We start from the raw sequence: 16,172 nt of genomic DNA, 5'->3' as shown, positions 1-16,172 counted from the left end.
ATCGAACCGCCCCCGGCTCAGTCACCTGCCGACCATTCCACCTCTTTATGGCATGAGCAAGCCGGGGCCGGCTGCGTTACGTAGCCCGCATCGGCTTCAGCGCCCCGCTCCAGCGCGAGAGCTCGTCCAGCATGGTCTTGGTCCCACCCTCTACCTGCTCACTAGCCTGGAAGGAGCCGTCGCTCTCCAGCAGTTTCTGATACATCGGCAGCGCGACGCCTTCCGAGATGGGCATGACGCCCACCGCGGTCAGCAGCGGCTTCAGCGCCTGCGCGGCGCGCAGGCCTCCGGAAATGCCGCCATAGCTGAAGATGGCGGCTGGCTTGTATTTCCATTCGCGCGCAAGGTAGTCGATGGCGTTGACGATCGCAGGCGCCACGAAATAATTGTACTCCGGCGCCACGAACACGAAGGCGTCGGCGGCATCAATGACCTTCGACCAGGCTTTGGTGTGGTCGTTCTGGTAATTGCCGAGCCTGGGGTGATGCGGCTCGTCCAGAACCGGCAGATGGAACGTGGCAATGTCGGTCAGCACCGGTTCGAATTTGCCGTGCTCGCGGGCAAAATCCTCCAGCCAGTGGGCGAAGACCGGCCCGGCGCGGCCCGGCCGCGTGCTGCCGATTATGATGTTCAGCTTGTGCTTCAAGCGGACTCTCCTGGGCGATTGGCAGTAGCTGTTGGTAACTGTCACCTATGGCAGAGTGTCCAACCGGACAAGCCGCAACCGTTTCACCGGCGGTCACGATCCGATGAACACACCGTCTGTCGGGCACACCGGGCGCTGCAGCGTTTCAGTTTGCCGTTCGGTCACATGGACGCCCGGATTGCCAGCCACTACATCTGAGCTATCAGCGGAGCACCTCATGGACACGCAGCCCGTCCCCTTCGTGCCGCCGGCGCCCAGGCCGCGCACGACGCCGCCTTCGACGCTGGAGATGATGCGGATCGTCTACCGCAATCCGCTCGAACTGTGGGGCGAGCACACCTACAACGAGCCCTGGATTTCGGCGAATGGCGTCGGCGGGCATCTGATCGTCGCCAACGATCCCGGCCTTATCCGCCACGTGCTGATCGACAACGCCAAGAACTACAAGATGGCGACGGTGCGCCAGATGATCCTGCGACCGATCTTGCGCGACGGGCTGTTGACCGCCGAAGGCGAGGTGTGGAAGCGCTCGCGCAAGGCGATGGCGCCGGTGTTCACGCCGCGGCATATCTTCGGCTTCGCCGAGCCGATGCTGCGCCGCACGATGCAGTTCGTCGCCCGCTATGACGAAGGCGGCATGACCGATGTCGCCCATGACATGACGCTGCTCACCTACGATATCCTGGCCGAGACGCTGTTTTCGGGCGAGATTGCGGGCGAGCCCGGCAGTTTCGCGCAGGAGATCGACCGCCTGTTCGAGACCATGGGCCGCGTCGATCCGCTCGACCTGTTGCGCGCGCCCGAATGGCTGCCGCGGCTGACCCGCATCCGCGGCCGCAAGACCATGGCCTATTTCCGCAAGATCGTCACCGATACGGTCAAGATGCGCGAGGAGCGGCTGAAGCGCGACCCCGACACCGCGCCGCAGGATTTCCTGACGCTTCTGCTGCGCGCCGAAGGCCCCGACGGGCTGACGCGGGCGGAAGTCGAGGACAACATCATCACCTTCATCGGCGCCGGCCACGAGACCACCGCGCGGGCACTGGGCTGGACGATCTACTGCCTCGCCGAAGCGCCGTGGGAGCGCGAAAAGGTCGAGCGCGAGATCGAGGCCGTGCTGGCGCGCGAACCCGACCCAACGAAATGGCTCGAGGCAATGCCGTTCACCCGCGCCGCCTTCGAGGAGGCGCTGCGGCTTTATCCGCCGGCGCCGTCGATCAACCGCGAGCCGATCGAGACGGAGACCTGGAACGATCTGGTGCTCCCCAAGCGCGCGGCCGTACTGGTGATGCCTTGGGTCGTCCACCGCCACAGAAAACTGTGGGACATGCCCGACGCCTTCATGCCCGAACGCTTCCATCCGGGAAACCGCGAGAAGATCGACCGCTTCCAGTATCTGCCGTTCGGCGCCGGTCCGCGCATCTGCATCGGCGCCAGCTTCGCCATGCAGGAGGCGATCATTGCGCTGGCCATCATGCTGTCGCGCTTCCGCTTCGATGTGACCGCCGAGACCAAGCCGTGGCCGGTGCAGAAACTGACGACACAGCCGCAGGGCGGCCTGCCGATGCAGGTCACGCGGCGCGTTTAACGGCGCACGCCTTGTTACGCGATACCGGCGGGCTTGCGCTGGAACTGGCCTGCGGCGCGGAAGCGCCAGAGATAGCTGGGCAGGATGGTGCCGATAGACTGCGGCTGGATGTCGAGGCCGGCAAGGTTCCGGTTGGCCTTGTTGGCCTCCTCCGACACGATGTTGGGCTGGCGCAGCAGCAGCACCTGGTCCTTGGTCAGCAACGGGTTGGGCAGCAGGCCGAGGATCGAGGCCTGCAGATTGGCCATCCACCACGGCACCGGTACCAGGAGCCGCTTGCGCTCGATGACGGTCAGCAGCTCTTCCATGCACTGCTTGAAGGTGAGCACTTGCGGCCCGCCGAGTTCATAGATCTGGCCACCCTTGACCTTGCCCTCGACCGAACGCGCCACGGCTTCGGCGACATCGCCGACATAGACCGGCTGGAACTTGGTCTGGCCGCCGCCGATCAGCGGCAGCACCGGCGAATAGCGCGCCATGTCGGCGAAGCGATTGAAGAAACTGTCCTCCGGTCCGAAATTGATCGACGGACGGAAGATGACGGCGTCCGGGATCGTCTCCAGGACGGCCTTTTCGCCGAGCGCCTTGGTGCGGGCATAGTCGGATTCGGCGTTGAGGTCGGCGCCCAGCGCCGAGATGTGGGTGAGCCCTGCGCCGACCGAGCGTGCGGCTTCGGCGACGGCGCGGGCGCCGAATTCGTGCACGGTGTTGAATTTCTGCCGGCCGCTTTCATGCGGGATGGCGACCAGATTGATGACATGGTCGGCGCCCTGCACGGCGCGGTCGACCGACCAGCGCACGCGCACATTGGCCTGCACCGGCTGGATCTGGCCGACATTGCCGAGCGGCTGCAGATGTCCCGCCAGATCGGGCCGGCGCACCGCCACCCTGATGCGGTAGCCGCGCTTGGCCAGCGCCCGCACGATGTGGCGGCCGACGAAGCCGGAGCCGCCGAAGACGACCACGAGCTTGGGGATCTGCAGGATTTCGGTCATGGCTGGCTCCGGCGCTCGAAAGCTTGGCTGAAGCCGTTTCATAGTCCGTTTTGGGCCAAAGGCAAAGGGTGACGCGTCGTCGCTGCCACCCTCTTATAGACCCTTCAGAACGCCTTGCCGAGGCGCGCGTCGACCGACTGGCGGTTGCCGCCGCGGATAACGAAGAACAGCAGGATCGCCGCCCATAGAAGCGACTTTTCAGCGCCGGAAAAGCCCTGGCCGACAGTGATCCAGTGGAACCAGACGGTGACCAGCAGCACGATCATGCCGGCAAAGGCGGCGGGCCGAGTCAACAGGCCGATGGCGATCAGAATGCCGCCGAAGAATTCGGTGCAGGACAAAAGCAACGACCAGAACGCGCCGGGATAGAAGCCGAGGCCTTCGACCATCTCGGCGGCGCCGAAAGGGTTGGTGATCTTCTGCGAGCCGTGAATGGTGAGAAACCCGCCGGCGACGACGCGCAGAAGGGTTTCGGCGCCGTCATGCAGCGACGAGTACAGGCGGCCAAACACCGGAATGATCAGTCTGCCGCGGGAGGCGTCGGTGGTTGCGGACATCGTAGCTCCTGTTGTTGTGATGACCTCTCGCAAACGCCCGATGGTCCCATCAAGTCAAGTTAACAAAAGTTAACTTTCACCGTCATGTTTATTGCTCACGGAGGGATGAAACGCAGAAAACCCCGCCGAAGCGGCGTTTTCCGGGCAGCATCAGGACGAAGCCAGGGGCCGACGGAGCGGCCTGACCTGAGACGGTATCAGGAGGGCGTGAAGCAAGTACGCCCACCCCAGCCCTGGACATCCGACATGGTGCCGCCGACCTGCTTGCAGGCCGCGATGAAGTCGGCGCTGCAATTGGCAAATTTGGCGTGGCCGTTCTTGCAGTAATGGTCCTCGGTTGCACCGCCGCTCGGAGCCGTGATGACGCCGGCCGAAGATGGCTTGACCGGCGCGGCCTTCAGGGAGGCCGCCTGGGTGGCGCCCATGAAAGAACCGAGCAGAAGGACTGCTATCAGCAGGGTGGTCTTGGTGTTGGTCATGATGATTTCCTTTGATTGCGGTTGATGTTTCCGGAGCGCAAAGGGCACACCCTTCGCGTGAAGCAGGCTTTCGATTTGGTTGGGTGTTTCCTCCGGTCTGGTTCGGGCAAGCTCACCTTGCCCTGGACAAGGATGGGTCGCCGCAAGACGCAAGAAGGTTCAGCAGGCGGCGCAAATGCGCGCCTGCCCGTCGCCAACCGGAAGGTCAGTTTAAATTGTTTGATAAAGAAGGATTCTTCAGCCCGAATAGCGCTCGGCGAATTCGGAAATGCGCTGCACCACGGCTTTGGGGGCGTTGATGCCGCGCGCCTGCGCCTTCTCCGCCGCTTCGGCCCGCGCCCGGCCCGGCACGTGCACGCCAAAGCGCCGGCGCAGCCGGTCGAGCTGGTCCTTCATGCGCTGCTCAAAATCCGGGTCGAGCAGCTTGGGCTCGACGGCGAGCACGAACAGGCCGGTTCCCGGGCTGTCCGGTCCGCCGGAGAACCAGGGCGCGTCGAGCGACCAGTTGGCGCCCGACAGGCCAGCCGCCAGCACTTCGACCATCAGCGCGATGTTGGCGCCGCGCTGGCCGCCGAAGGCCAGCATGGCGCCCTTCATGGCCGCGGCCGGATCGGTGGTCGGGTTGCCGCTGGCGTCCAGCGCCCAGCCTTCGGGGATCTTCTTGCCGTCCTCGGCCGCCTTGCGGATGTTGACGAACGCCGTGGCGCTCGACGACTGGTCGATGACCAGCGGCGCGCCATCGGCGGTGGGTGCCGCAAACGACATCGGGTTGGTGCAATAGACCGGCTTGACCGAGCCCGAGCCTGCCAGCACCGCCGGCCCGTTGGTGGCGGCGAAGGAGACCAATCCCAGCTGCGCCAGACGCCCGGTGAAATAGCCGAGCGCGCCGCAGGTATAAGCGTTCTTCTGCGAGAAGATGGCGACGCCGAACAGCTTTGCCGCCTTGGCAAGGTCATCGATGGTGCGGTCGAACCCGGTATGGGCGAGGCCGCCACGCGCATCGGAGAGATAGACGGCGAGCGCCGGCCTGGTGATCACCGGATCGGCATTGCCGTCGATGCGGCCGGCTTCCAGCGCTTCGAGGTAATCGATGAAATGGGTCAGCCCGACGGTCGAAAGCCCTTCCGCCTCGGCGGCAATGATCGAGGCGGTGAGCGACCGCGCCGCCTCCTCATTGGCGCCGGCGCCGAGCGCCGCCATCCGGCACAGCCCTGTTGCCTGGTCGAGAGAGAGTTGCATGGTGCGGACCCGATTGGTGGTGAGAGTGAGTAGGGAGTAGTCAGTAGGGAGTAGCGAAAGCAAGCGGTTTCCCGGTCATATGCTGACTACTCACTACTGCCTGCTCACTATTCCCTAGCCCACCTTGTTCGGTATGCGCGCTTCGATCTTGCTGAATGCAAACACCAGTATGCCGGTGATGATCATGTAGATCAGCGCCAAAAGCAGCAAGGGTTCGTAGGTGAGGTAGGTGTCCTGCCGGACCTTGGACGAGACTGCGAAGATGTCGATGACGCTGATCGTCGCCACCAGCGGCGTCGACTTCAGCTGCAGCACGGTTTCGCCGGTCAGCGTCGGCAGCGCCCGGTAGATGGCCTGCGGCAGCCAGATGCGGCGGAAAATCTTCCAGCGGCTCATGCCGAAAGCGCGGGCCGCCTCTAACTGCCCCTTCGGCACGCCGGCAAAGGCGCCGCGCATTACTTCGCCCTCATAGCCGGCGAAGGACAAGGTCAGTGCCAGCACGCCATAAGGCCAGGCTTGCCTCAGATACGGCCACATCCAGGATTCGCGGATCCAGGGAAATTGCGGAAACAGCGAGCCCAGCCCGTAATAGAGCAGCCATAGCTGGATCAGCAGCGGCGTGCCCCTGATGACGGTGCAGAATGTCCTGGCGGGCGCGGAAAACCAGAACGGGCCGGCGGCCTGCGCGAGCCCGAGCGGCACGGCGAGCAGGAAGCCGAGAAAGCAGGTGACGGCCAGGATCCACAGCGACCGCCAGATGCCGAGAAGCCCCATTTCATAATATTGCGGCAGCCAATCCCAGCGCATGAAGAAGGCTGCGCCGAAAACCAGCGCGATCGCGACCAGGATCAGCACGATGCGATGCGGCTGCAGCCACAGCGACGTGCGCGCGGCAGCGTTGATGATGGTCGCTTCTCCGGCCATCAGCGCGCATCCTTGAGCGACGGCATACCGCGCCGCGACCAGGCCTCGAGGCGGCCGATGAGCAGGTTGGAGACCAGCGACAAGATGAGATAGAGCACGCCCGCGGCGAAAAAGAAGGTGAAATAGGCTTTGGTGACGCCCGCCGCCTGCCGCGTCGCCAGCGCCAGTTCGTAAAAGCCGACGACCGCCAGAAGGGCCGTATCCTTGGTGGCGATCAGCCACAGATTGGCGAGCCCGGGTATGGCGAAGGGCAGCATTGCCGGCAAGGTGATGCGCCGCAGCATGAGCCCGGGTGACATGCCATAGGCGCGGGCGGCTTCGATCTGGCCCTGCGGTATGGCCAGGATGGCGCCGCGGATCACTTCGGTCGAATAGGCGCCCTGGACAAAGCCGAGCACGGCGATGCCCGCGGCAAGGCCGCTGATGTCGACGCGCTGGTAGCCCATAGCGGTCAGCGCCTGGTTGATCAGGTCTGTTCCGGCATAATAGAGCAGCAGGATCAGCACCAGTTCGGGCACGGCGCGCACGATGGTGGTGTAAACCGCCAGCAGGTCGCGCACGACAGGACCGCCATAGAGCTTGCCAAAGGCGCCACCGGTGCCGATCAGAAGACCGAGGACCGTGGCGCCGAGCGCGATCTCGATCGAATGGAGCAGCCCAAGCAACAGCGTGCCGCCCCAGCCCGGCGGATTGGGCGAGAGAAGTTCTATGATGCCGGCCGCCGAGGCCGAAAGAAGTGCGTCGATCAGCGTCGCCCCCGGATTGCTGGGTCCAACCACCGCCGTCGGCAGCGCGGGCGGCAAGCATGTCTGGGAAAGGTCGGGCAGGAGGGGCATGGCGTTGGCGCCATGCCCCTCAGCTCATGCGAGGATCGTCAGTTCGACTGCGCGCCGCCACCACCGTAAATGTCGAAATCGAAGTATTTCTTCGATATCTCGTCATATTTGCCGTTCGAGCGGATCGCCTTGATGCCGGCGTTGATCTTGGCCTTAAGGTCGGTGTCTTCCTTGCGCACGCCGGCGCCCACGCCCGGTCCGAGCACTTCATCGTCCGGAGCCACCATGCCCTTCAGATCGCAGCAGGCCTTGCCCTGGTCCGACTTCAGGAATGCGTCGAGCGCGATCGAATCCGCCTGGACGGCGTCGAGGCGGCCTGCGGCCAGATCGTTGTTGGCTTCGTCCTGCGTCTGGTATTCCTTGATCTCGGCGGCCGTGGGGCCGAAATGCTTCTTGGCATAGGCCGAATGGGTGGTCGACACCTGCACCCCGAGCACTTTGCCCTTGAGATCGTCCGGCGTGGCGCCGAATTTCTGGTCCTTCGGCCCGATGATGGCGGTCGGCGTGTTGTAGTACTTATCCGAGAAGTCGATGGTCTTCTCGCGTTCGGCGGTGATCGACATCGAACTGGCGATGACGTCGATCTTCTTGGTCGTCAGCGCCGGGATGATGCCGTCCCAGGCGACAGGCGTGATGACGCAGTCGAGCTTCTCCTCGGCGCAGACGGCGTCGATGAACTCGATTTCCCAGCCAACCCATTTGCCGGAAGCGTCCGGCGAGGTGAAGGGCGGATAGGGCTCGGCGGCGACACCGATCTTGACCGGATCGGCCTTGGCCACGCCCATGGCGGCAACGCCGAGCAGCAGCGCTGCGGCGAATGTTTTCAGAACAGTCTTCATGTCACGACTCCCAGTTTGTTGTTGGTTCCCGGTTTTCTTCCGTCCCGGCTTGTCCTAGCCGATGTTGCGGATGAACTGCTTCAGCCTTTCGGATTTCGGTGCGCCGAATATCTGCTCCGGCGGCCCCTCTTCCTCGACCAGCCCGTTGCAGAGGTAGACGACATGGGTCGCGACCTCGCGGGCGAATTTCATTTCATGCGTGACCAGCACCATGGTGCGGCCCTCGCGCGCCAGGTCGCCGATCACCTTCAGCACCTCGCCGACCAGCTCCGGGTCGAGCGCCGAGGTCGGCTCGTCGAACAGCATGACGCGCGGGTTGATGGCCAGGGCGCGGGCGATCGCCGCGCGCTGCTGCTGGCCGCCCGAGAGATAGGCCGGATAGACGTCGCGCTTTTCGGCCAGGCCGACGCGCGCCAAAAGCTTTTCGGCTTCCCTGATCGCCACGTCGCGCCTGACGCCCAGAACATGCACCGGAACCTCGATGACGTTCTCGATCAGCGTCATGTGGCTCCACAGGTTGAAGTTCTGGAACACCATGCCGAGCTTGGCGCGGATGCGTTCGATCTGCCGGCGGTCGGCGGGCATGGTGTGGCCGTGGCTGTCGGCCTTGAGTTTGATCTCCTCGCCATTGACGCGGATGATGCCGCTGGTCGGGTTTTCCAGGCAGTTGATGCAGCGCAGCAGCGTCGACTTGCCGGAACCCGAGCCGCCGATAATGGCGATCACCTCGCCGTCGCGCGCCGACAGCGAAACGCCTTTCAGCACATGCAGATGGCCGAATTTTTTGTGCAGGTTCTCGACATGGATGGCTTCGGCGGCGCCGTCCTGCGCCTTGCCGGATTGGACTGCGGCGGTTCCCGCCGCGCTCACCGGGGAACCTCTGCCACAGGGTCCACGGCAGATCGTCGAACGTCTATCCGGCTAATCAACATACGCTGTAATGCCCACTCCAGACTTCAGCATGGACCCAACAGCGCGAGCCCGTCAATCCCGCTCATTACGGCACTTGCGGCCTTATTGTGCAAGTGTATAAATAGCCTCCGATGAAATTTTTTCCATTTTTTTCACCTTGAACACGGCATTGAAAAGGGCACTGATGAGCGCTTTCGGATCACAATCCATGGCGGCGCCGTTGCGGCGCGTGCTGATGCGGTCGGCGGCCAATGCCATGCGCGGTGCCGACCGGGTTATCTGGCACTATGGCCCGGGTTTCGACCCGGCGAAAGCGGCGGCGCAGCACGCGGCTCTCGCTGAGCTGGTGACGGCGTCCGGCGCCGAAATCGAATGGATCGATGACAAGGCCGATGGGCTGTCGGATTCCGTATTCACCCACGACCCGTCGCTGATGACCGACCGCGGCGCGCTGATCCTGTCCATGGGTAAGCCATTGCGCGCCCGGGAGCCATCGCTGCATGAGGAAACCTACACACGCCTGGGTATTCCCATCCTCGGCCGCGTCCAGGCTCCCGGCCAGGTCGAAGGCGGCGATTGCGTATGGCTGGATGCCAGCACGCTGGTGATCGGACGCGGGGTGCGCTCCAACCAGGAAGGCATACAGCAGGTTTCCAACCTGCTGACGCCGCTCGGCATTTCCGTCTACGGCTTCGATCTGCCGCTGTGGCAGGGCGAGGAGGCGTGCCTGCATCTGATGTCGGTGATCAGCCCGCTGGCCGACGACCTGGCCCTGGTCTATTCACCGCTTTTGCCGGCGCCGTTCTATCAGTTGCTGAAGGCGCGCGGCATCCGGCTGGTGGAAGGCGACGCCGAAGAGTTTGCCGCGTCCAACGGCCTCAGCCTGAACGTGCTGCCGACCAGCCCGCACAAGGTCATTGCCGTCGCCGGCTTTCCCAAGACCAAGGCCGCGATGGAAGCCGCCGGCTGCACGGTTCAAATCTTCGAGGCGGATGCCCTCTGCATCGCCTGCGAAGGTGGGCCGACATGCCTGACGCGGCCCATCCTGCGGCAATGAATGAGCGCCGCAAGTTCCGCCGCGAGGGCGAGGAGCGGCGGCGGCAGGATTTGATCGACGCGACCCTGGACAGCGTGGCCGAACATGGGCTGGAGGGCGCCAGCCTGCGCACCATCGCACTGCGCGCCGGCGTCACCGCGGGGCTGATCCGGCACTATTTCCCCGGCAAGGAAGACTTGCTGCAGGAAGCGTACGCGGCGCTGATGGGCCGTATGACCGAGCAGGCGAAGGCAGCATTGCTCATGGAAGACGCCGCGCCGCGCCAGCGCCTTGCGGCCTTCGTTACCGCCAACCTCAACGCCCCGATCATCGATGCACGCGTGTTTTCGCTCTGGGCAACCTTCATCGGCCGCGCCGGCGCGGATCCGAGCCTGGCTCGCGCCCACCGCGAAGGCTATCTTGGCTTTCGCAACGAGGTGGAAGCAGTCGTTGCTGAAGTGCTCGGCGCCGAGCAGCGCAGGCCAAACGCAAATGAACTGCGCCGCCATGCCATTGCCATCAACGCGATCATCGACGGGCTCTGGATCGAAGGCTGTATGGCCGCAGAGATGTTCTCGCCTGGCGAATTGGCGGCGATCGGCGTCAAAGCCATAGAGGCCGAGCTCGGCCTCGCACCGCAAAAGGGAGAGAAGCCATGACCACCATCGGCGAAGCGCTGATCACGCTGCTCGAAGCGCATGGCGTCGACACCGTTTTCGGCATTCCTGGCGTCCACACTGTCGAGCTTTACCGCGGGCTGGCGCGTTCAAAGATACGCCATGTCACGCCGCGTCACGAACAGGGCGCCGGCTTCATGGCCGACGGCTATGCCCGTGCCAGCGGCCGGCCGGGCGTTGCCTTTGTCATCACCGGACCGGGGCTGACCAACACCATCACCGCAATGGGCCAGGCGCGCGCCGATTCGGTGCCGATGCTGGTGATTTCGGGCGTCAACGCGATGCCGACGCTGGGAAAGGGGCTGGGCTTCCTGCACGAACTGCCGGACCAGCGCGGCATGATGGAGAAGGTGGCGCTGTTTTCGCAGCGTGTCACCGAGGCCAGCGAATTGCCTGGCGCTTTGGCGCGGGCCTTCGCGCTGTTTTCGTCGTCGCGGCCGGGCCCCGTCCATATCGAGATCCCGACCGACGTCATGGTCAAACCGGCCGACGGCATCGCTGCTTCGCTCACCAATGCAGCGCCGCCGGCGCCGGATGGCGCAGCCATTGCCGAGGCAGCCAAACTGATCGCAGCCGCGCGCCGGCCGCTGATCCTTGCCGGTGGCGGCGCCAAGCGCGCCGAACAGCCACTGCAGCGCCTGGCCGAGCGGCTCGGCGCACCTGTCGTCCAGACCGCCAATGCGCGCGGTCTGCTGCACGCGCATCCGCTTTGCGTGCCGGCCAGCCCCAGCCTGAAGGCGGTGCGTGCGCTGATGGCAGACGCCGATCTGGTCATCGCCGCCGGCACCGAATTCGGCCCGACCGACTATGACGGTTACAGCGACGGCGGCTTCGTGCTGCCCGCCAATCTGATCCGCATCGATATCGGCGCCGACCAGCTCGCCCGCCGCCCGGTGAGCGTCGGCATCCAGGCCGATTGCGCGGAGGCGCTTGGTGCACTGCTAGGCGCGCTCCACCCTGATCATGCCGCAGCGAAGGACGGCGAGAGCCGCGCAGCCGCGTCGAGGAAGGCGGCCTTTGCCGAGCTCAGCCCGGCCTATGCCGCGCAGGTGCGTGCGGTGGAAACCATCCGCGACGCACTGCCGGGCGCCATCATCGTCGGCGATTCCACGCAGCCGATCTACGCCGCCAATCTCTATTACGACCATGACCGGCCAGGCGGCTGGTTCAACGCCGCCACCGGTTTCGGCGCGCTCGGCTACGGGCCGCCGGCGGCGATCGGCGCAGCGCTCGCCACGCCCGGCGTGCCGGTGGTTTGCCTGACCGGCGACGGCGGCTTCCAGTTCACCTTGTCGGAGCTAGGCGCGGCGCTCGATGCACCCGCACCGGTCATCTTCGTCGTCTGGAACAACAGAGGCTATCGCGAGATCGAAACGTCGATGCTCGATGTCGGCGTCGAGCCGGTCGGCGTGTCCCCGGCGCCGCCGGATTTCTGCAAGCTGGCCGAGGCCTATGGCATATCAGCCGAACGGGTTGCCGGTACTGCCGGTCTCGCCGATGCGCTCAAACGCGCACGCGCAACGGGCATGCCTCACGTCGTCGAAATCACCATCGACTGACAGCTGGCCGCGCGCCGGATGTCCATGCGCGGGGGTCGGAAGGGGCGGTCGGCGACTTCGAGCGATGCAAAGACGCAACAACTGCCATGTCGAGATGTCGGTTGAGTGATCGTGCAAAAGGCGCGACGCTCTGCGTCGGCGCGGCACGACAAGCGACATAATCACAAGAAACGACAGGAGCGTCCAGGATGACGGAAACAGTTCAGGGCAAGCATATCGTGGTGACCGGTGGCACTGGGGCGCTGGGTGCCGCGGTCGTCGGCAAATTGCTGGCGGACGGCGCGATCTGCCATGTGCCCAATGCCCACGCGTCGGCCCCCTCGCATTTCCCCTTCGCGGCCCATGATCGCGTCCGGCTGGCGCACAATGTCGATCTCGCCGATCCTGCCAAGGTCGATGCCTTCTATGACAGCGTTCCCGAATTGTGGGCCTCCATCCATCTGGCCGGCGGCTTTGCCGCAGCCCCGGTCGAGAAGATCGAATCCGCATCCTTTGCCGAATTGATGGACACCAACGCCCGCACCGCCTTTCTGTGCTGCCGCGCTGCGGTGCGCTCCATGCTGGGCTCGGCCACTGCAGGCCGCATCGTCAATGTCACGGCGCGTGCTGGGCTCGATCCGCGCCGAGGCGCCGGCATGGTCGCCTATGCCGCCAGCAAAGCGGCAGTGGCAGCGATGACCGTGGCGATGGCGGAAGAGCTGAAGCACAAAGGCATACTGGTCAACGCGGTGGCGCCCTCGACGCTCGATACGCCGGCCAACCGCGCCGACATGCCAGACGCCGATTTCGGCAAATGGGTCAGCCTCGAAGCCGCCGCCGAGGCAATCGCCTATCTGGCATCACCGGCCAATCTGGCGATGAACGGCACGCTGGTGCCGCTCTACGGCCGCGCCTGAAGTTCCGCCGCGCAGGCGACTCATTTGGTTTGGCTTCCGATGGCGGTCTTTGCCGACCTCGCCTGAGTCTACAGCGGAGGTTGGCCATTCAATCATGGCGTCCGCCGACGCCTCCACGGCATTAGAAGGCCTGCGACTACGTCAGGTTCGAGACGCCCGCTTCCACGACCTCGACTGCGTCGCCGATGGCGATCGCGCCGGCGTTGTTGGGAATCGCATTCTGGCCGAAGATGATGCCGCCCTTGGCGGAGCGGTGGAGTTTGCCAAGCGTCTGCAACGGCTCGCGCGGGTCCGGCTGCTCGCCGCTCAACGGATCTCGGGTGGTGATGACGCAGCGCGAGCAGGGCTTTGCGATCCGCAACTCCACCGTGCCGATGCGGATCGTCTTCCAGCTGTCTTCAGGCCATGCGCCTTCTGCGTCGACGACGATGTTTGGCCGGAACCGCGCCATCTCGATGGGCCTGGCAAGATGGCTGTTCAGATGGTTCAGCGAGCCTGTCGTGGCGATCAGCAGCGGAAAACCGTCGGCAAAGCCGACGAAATCGCCGGGCTGGCCGAATTCCGCATCGACCGGCCGGTTTTGCGGATCGTCGAAATAGACGAGATCGACAGGCCGGCCAAGAATAGCCGAGAGATAGGCGCCGGCGGCCGGATCGCCCGGCCGCGCGGCAGCCATATCCTTCCAGATCTTGACTTGCCGGAGCGCGGTGCCGGGAGCCGGAGCCTCGACGAAGTGCGAGCCATGCCTGTCATGTTTCAACAGGATGCCCGTTCCGCGATGCTCGACGTCGATCGTCGTCATATCAGGTATCTGGCGAATGGTGAGGAACTGCCCATCCTTGTCGACGACCATCCAGCGGCGGTCGCCTTCCATGCCCATTGTCTCGATGTCGGCGCTCGGCACGGCATGGCCGCGCAGGCTCTTGACCGGATAGCGATAGAGTTCGACGACCTTCATCCCGCATGCTTCTCCGTTGCCCGAAGGGCCGGACTTCCGTGTTTACGTCTGCAACGACGGCCGAGCCTACAACCGCGCGTGCGGAATTGAAGGGGTTGCACAGTCTTAGTCTAGTGCCAATCGCGCAGCCGAGCATGAAAAACCCGCGAGCCTTGCGGCCCGCGGGTTTTCTTGTTCAGGCTGCGCGCGAGGCGCAGCCGAGGCTTACGCTTGCGCGAAGCGGCTTACGCGCTGCGCGCAAAGCGGCTTAGCTGCCCTGCTTCTTCAGCGCGGCGCCAAGGATGTCGCCCAGCGAAGCGCCGGAGTCGGTAGAGCCGTACTGTGCGACGGCTTCCTTCTCTTCGGCGATTTCCAGCGCCTTGATCGAGACCTGCAGCTTGCGGGTCTTCTTGTCGAAGGCGATGACGCGGGCGTCCAGCTTCTGGCCGACCGAGAAGCGCTCGGGGCGCTGCTCGTCACGGTCACGGCTGAGGTCGTTGCGCTTGATGAAGGTCTCTATGCCGCTGTCGACCAGCCGCACTTCCAGGCCGCCATCCTTGATGCCGGTGACTTCGCAGGTGACGACCGCGTTCTTGCGCAGTTCGCCTGAAGTCGCCGCTTCGCCGACCGTATCCTTGGCCAGCTGCTTGATGCCGAGCGAGATGCGCTCCTTGTCGATGTCGACGTCGAGCACCTGCGCCTTGACCATGTCGCCGCGATTGTACTCTTCGATGACCTGCTCGCCCGGACGGGTCCAGTCGAGGTCCGAGAGGTGCACCATGCCGTCCACGTCGCCTTCAAGGCCGATGAACAGGCCGAACTCGGTCTTGTTCTTGACCTCGCCCTCGACCTGGCTGCCGACCGGATGGCTCGCGGCAAAAGCCTGCCACGGATTCTCGAGCGTCTGCTTGAGGCCGAGCGAGATGCGGCGCTTGGCCGGATCGACCTCGAGCACGACCACGTCGACTTCCTGCGTCGTCGACAGGATCTTGCCGGGGTGCACGTTCTTCTTGGTCCACGACATTTCCGAAACGTGGATGAGGCCTTCGATGCCCGGCTCCAGCTCGACGAACGCGCCGTAGTCGGTGATGTTGGTGACGGTACCCTTGATCTTCTTGCCGATCGGGAACTTGGTGCCGATCTCGGACCACGGATCGCTCTCGAGCTGCTTCATGCCGAGCGAGATGCGGTGGGTTTCCTGGTTGATGCGGATGATCTGCACCTTGACCGTCTGACCGATGTTGAGGATCTCGGTCGGGTGGTTGACGCGGCGCCATGCCATGTCGGTGACATGCAGCAGGCCATCGATGCCGCCGAGGTCGACGAACGCACCGTAATCGGTGATGTTCTTGACGACGCCTTCGACAACCTGGCCTTCTTCGAGGTTCTGCACGATTTCCGAACGCTGTTCGGCGCGGCTTTCCTCGAGCACGGTGCGGCGCGACACCACGATGTTGCCGCGGCGGCGATCCATCTTGAGGATCTCGAAGGGCTGCGGGTTGTGCATCAGCGGAGAGACATCGCGGATCGGGCGGATATCGACCTGGCTGCGCGGCAGGAAGGCCACGGCGCCGTCGAGGTCGACGGTGAAGCCGCCCTTGACCTGGTTGAAGATGACGCCTTCGACGCGCTCACCCTTGGTGAACTTCTCTTCGAGCTTGACCCAGCTCTCTTCGCGGCGGGCCTTGTCGCGCGACAGGACGGCTTCGCCCAGCGCGTTTTCGATGCGCTCGACCATGACCTCGACCGTGTCGCCGACCTTGAGCGTCGAGTCCTTGCCCTTGACGCCGAATTCCTTCAGCGGCACGCGGCCTTCGACCTTGAGGCCGACATCGATGATGGCCATGTCTTTTTCGATCGCCAGGATCGTGCCCTTGACGACCTGACCTTCGCCGGAGTGACCGGTGGTAAATGATTCTTCGAGCAGGCTCGCGAAATCGTCGCGAGTGGGATTTGCAGCTGACATATTTTCTCCTGGAGTGCCCCGCATCTGAAGCGGGACGGGCGCCGTGGGTTAGCGTTGCGTTGGCCTGCCGGCGTTCCGGGCTACAA

17 protein-coding genes are annotated in these 16,172 nt (G+C 64.4%); 5 read left to right on the top strand and 12 right to left on the bottom strand.

Going from position 1 to position 16,172, the window contains the following annotated elements:
- Positions 1 to 76: 76 nt before the first annotated feature.
- A complete protein-coding gene (locus tag NKI05_RS08920; protein WP_023683526.1) occupies positions 77 to 646 on the bottom strand; it encodes an NADPH-dependent FMN reductase in 570 nt (189 codons plus the stop codon).
- 217 nt (positions 647 to 863) lie between these two features.
- On the opposite strand from NKI05_RS08920, the gene NKI05_RS08915 reads away from it, so the two are divergent.
- Positions 864 to 2,234, top strand: a complete 1,371-nt coding sequence (locus tag NKI05_RS08915; protein ID WP_023671330.1) for a cytochrome P450 — start codon at positions 864 to 866, stop codon at positions 2,232 to 2,234.
- Between the two features lie 14 nt (positions 2,235 to 2,248).
- Here NKI05_RS08915 and NKI05_RS08910 read toward each other — a convergent pair whose 3' ends face one another.
- The 9 genes from NKI05_RS08910 to NKI05_RS08870 all read right to left on the bottom strand — a co-directional run bounded on the left by NKI05_RS08910 (position 2,249) and on the right by NKI05_RS08870 (position 9,273).
- Positions 2,249 to 3,229: a complex I NDUFA9 subunit family protein gene (locus tag NKI05_RS08910; RefSeq protein WP_023671329.1), complete on the bottom strand. Its 981-nt coding sequence runs from the start codon at positions 3,227 to 3,229 to the stop codon at positions 2,249 to 2,251.
- Positions 3,230 to 3,333: 104 nt separating this feature from the next.
- On the bottom strand, positions 3,334 to 3,786 hold the full coding sequence (locus tag NKI05_RS08905) for a DoxX family protein (RefSeq protein WP_023671328.1): 453 nt from the start codon (positions 3,784 to 3,786) through the stop codon (positions 3,334 to 3,336).
- A gap of 197 nt (positions 3,787 to 3,983) precedes the next feature.
- Positions 3,984 to 4,265 (bottom strand): hypothetical protein, encoded by a 282-nt coding sequence (locus NKI05_RS08900; protein ID WP_023671327.1) that lies wholly within the window; start codon positions 4,263 to 4,265, stop codon positions 3,984 to 3,986.
- 237 nt (positions 4,266 to 4,502) lie between these two features.
- Positions 4,503 to 5,504: an Ldh family oxidoreductase gene (locus tag NKI05_RS08895; protein WP_352792303.1), complete on the bottom strand. Its 1,002-nt coding sequence runs from the start codon at positions 5,502 to 5,504 to the stop codon at positions 4,503 to 4,505.
- A 114-nt stretch (positions 5,505 to 5,618) separates the two neighbouring features.
- Positions 5,619 to 6,428 (bottom strand): ABC transporter permease, encoded by an 810-nt coding sequence (locus NKI05_RS08890; RefSeq protein WP_023815970.1) that lies wholly within the window; start codon positions 6,426 to 6,428, stop codon positions 5,619 to 5,621.
- A complete protein-coding gene (locus NKI05_RS08885; protein ID WP_196813869.1) occupies positions 6,428 to 7,141 on the bottom strand; it encodes an ABC transporter permease in 714 nt (237 codons plus the stop codon). Before NKI05_RS08885 ends, NKI05_RS08890 begins: the two co-directional genes overlap by 1 nt.
- 161 nt (positions 7,142 to 7,302) lie before the next feature.
- A complete protein-coding gene (locus tag NKI05_RS08880) occupies positions 7,303 to 8,103 on the bottom strand; it encodes a transporter substrate-binding domain-containing protein (protein ID WP_023671323.1) in 801 nt (266 codons plus the stop codon).
- A gap of 54 nt (positions 8,104 to 8,157) precedes the next feature.
- Positions 8,158 to 8,973, bottom strand: a complete 816-nt coding sequence (locus NKI05_RS08875) for an ABC transporter ATP-binding protein (protein ID WP_352792302.1) — start codon at positions 8,971 to 8,973, stop codon at positions 8,158 to 8,160.
- A 144-nt stretch (positions 8,974 to 9,117) separates the two neighbouring features.
- Positions 9,118 to 9,273: a hypothetical protein gene (locus NKI05_RS08870; protein ID WP_196813600.1), complete on the bottom strand. Its 156-nt coding sequence runs from the start codon at positions 9,271 to 9,273 to the stop codon at positions 9,118 to 9,120.
- Between NKI05_RS08870 and NKI05_RS08865 the strand changes: the two genes are divergently transcribed.
- From NKI05_RS08865 to NKI05_RS08850, 4 genes are all read left to right on the top strand, one after another.
- Complete coding sequence (locus NKI05_RS08865; RefSeq protein WP_023815971.1) at positions 9,200 to 10,072, top strand: dimethylarginine dimethylaminohydrolase family protein; 873 nt, start codon at positions 9,200 to 9,202, stop codon at positions 10,070 to 10,072. The two genes, NKI05_RS08870 and NKI05_RS08865, sit on opposite strands and share 74 nt — an antisense overlap.
- Positions 10,042 to 10,710 (top strand): TetR family transcriptional regulator C-terminal domain-containing protein, encoded by a 669-nt coding sequence (locus NKI05_RS08860; protein WP_023745831.1) that lies wholly within the window; start codon positions 10,042 to 10,044, stop codon positions 10,708 to 10,710. The genes NKI05_RS08865 and NKI05_RS08860 overlap by 31 nt, the downstream gene beginning before the upstream one ends.
- Positions 10,707 to 12,287: a 5-guanidino-2-oxopentanoate decarboxylase gene (locus NKI05_RS08855; RefSeq protein WP_023815972.1), complete on the top strand. Its 1,581-nt coding sequence runs from the start codon at positions 10,707 to 10,709 to the stop codon at positions 12,285 to 12,287. The genes NKI05_RS08860 and NKI05_RS08855 overlap by 4 nt, the downstream gene beginning before the upstream one ends.
- Positions 12,288 to 12,475: 188 nt before the next feature.
- Entirely contained in the window at positions 12,476 to 13,183 is a 708-nt protein-coding gene (locus NKI05_RS08850) for an SDR family NAD(P)-dependent oxidoreductase (RefSeq protein ID WP_023815973.1), read from the top strand.
- Between the two features lie 136 nt (positions 13,184 to 13,319).
- On the opposite strand, the gene NKI05_RS08845 is transcribed toward NKI05_RS08850, so the two are convergent.
- Both NKI05_RS08845 and rpsA read right to left on the bottom strand, forming a co-directional pair.
- A complete protein-coding gene (locus NKI05_RS08845; RefSeq protein WP_023689216.1) occupies positions 13,320 to 14,141 on the bottom strand; it encodes an MOSC domain-containing protein in 822 nt (273 codons plus the stop codon).
- A 247-nt stretch (positions 14,142 to 14,388) separates the two neighbouring features.
- Positions 14,389 to 16,086 carry a 30S ribosomal protein S1 gene (gene rpsA, locus NKI05_RS08840; RefSeq protein WP_023671316.1) on the bottom strand — a complete coding sequence of 566 codons (1,698 nt, stop codon included), beginning with the start codon at positions 16,084 to 16,086 and terminating at the stop codon, positions 14,389 to 14,391.
- Between the last annotated feature and the right edge of the window lie 86 nt (positions 16,087 to 16,172).

Origin of the sequence: Mesorhizobium sp. M0771, from assembly GCF_040320155.1 — a bacterium.
Classification (GTDB): Bacteria; Pseudomonadota; Alphaproteobacteria; order Rhizobiales; family Rhizobiaceae; genus Mesorhizobium.
Note: the sequence above shows the minus strand (reverse complement) of the source record. Positions and strands in the feature narration are given on the sequence as shown.

Coding starts and splice junctions, on each gene's coding strand:
- NKI05_RS08915 (WP_023671330.1), top strand. CDS start 864: ATGGACACGCAGCCCGTCCCCTTCGTGCCGCCGGCGCCCAGGCCGCGC.
- NKI05_RS08910 (WP_023671329.1), bottom strand. CDS start 3,229: ATGACCGAAATCCTGCAGATCCCCAAGCTCGTGGTCGTCTTCGGCGGC.
- NKI05_RS08905 (WP_023671328.1), bottom strand. CDS start 3,786: ATGTCCGCAACCACCGACGCCTCCCGCGGCAGACTGATCATTCCGGTG.
- NKI05_RS08900 (WP_023671327.1), bottom strand. CDS start 4,265: ATGACCAACACCAAGACCACCCTGCTGATAGCAGTCCTTCTGCTCGGT.
- NKI05_RS08895 (WP_352792303.1), bottom strand. CDS start 5,504: ATGCAACTCTCTCTCGACCAGGCAACAGGGCTGTGCCGGATGGCGGCG.
- NKI05_RS08890 (WP_023815970.1), bottom strand. CDS start 6,428: ATGGCCGGAGAAGCGACCATCATCAACGCTGCCGCGCGCACGTCGCTG.
- NKI05_RS08880 (WP_023671323.1), bottom strand. CDS start 8,103: ATGAAGACTGTTCTGAAAACATTCGCCGCAGCGCTGCTGCTCGGCGTT.
- NKI05_RS08865 (WP_023815971.1), top strand. CDS start 9,200: ATGAGCGCTTTCGGATCACAATCCATGGCGGCGCCGTTGCGGCGCGTG.
- NKI05_RS08870 (WP_196813600.1), bottom strand. CDS start 9,273: ATGGCATTGGCCGCCGACCGCATCAGCACGCGCCGCAACGGCGCCGCC.
- NKI05_RS08860 (WP_023745831.1), top strand. CDS start 10,042: ATGCCTGACGCGGCCCATCCTGCGGCAATGAATGAGCGCCGCAAGTTC.
- NKI05_RS08855 (WP_023815972.1), top strand. CDS start 10,707: ATGACCACCATCGGCGAAGCGCTGATCACGCTGCTCGAAGCGCATGGC.
- NKI05_RS08850 (WP_023815973.1), top strand. CDS start 12,476: ATGACGGAAACAGTTCAGGGCAAGCATATCGTGGTGACCGGTGGCACT.
- NKI05_RS08845 (WP_023689216.1), bottom strand. CDS start 14,141: ATGAAGGTCGTCGAACTCTATCGCTATCCGGTCAAGAGCCTGCGCGGC.
- rpsA (WP_023671316.1), bottom strand. CDS start 16,086: ATGTCAGCTGCAAATCCCACTCGCGACGATTTCGCGAGCCTGCTCGAA.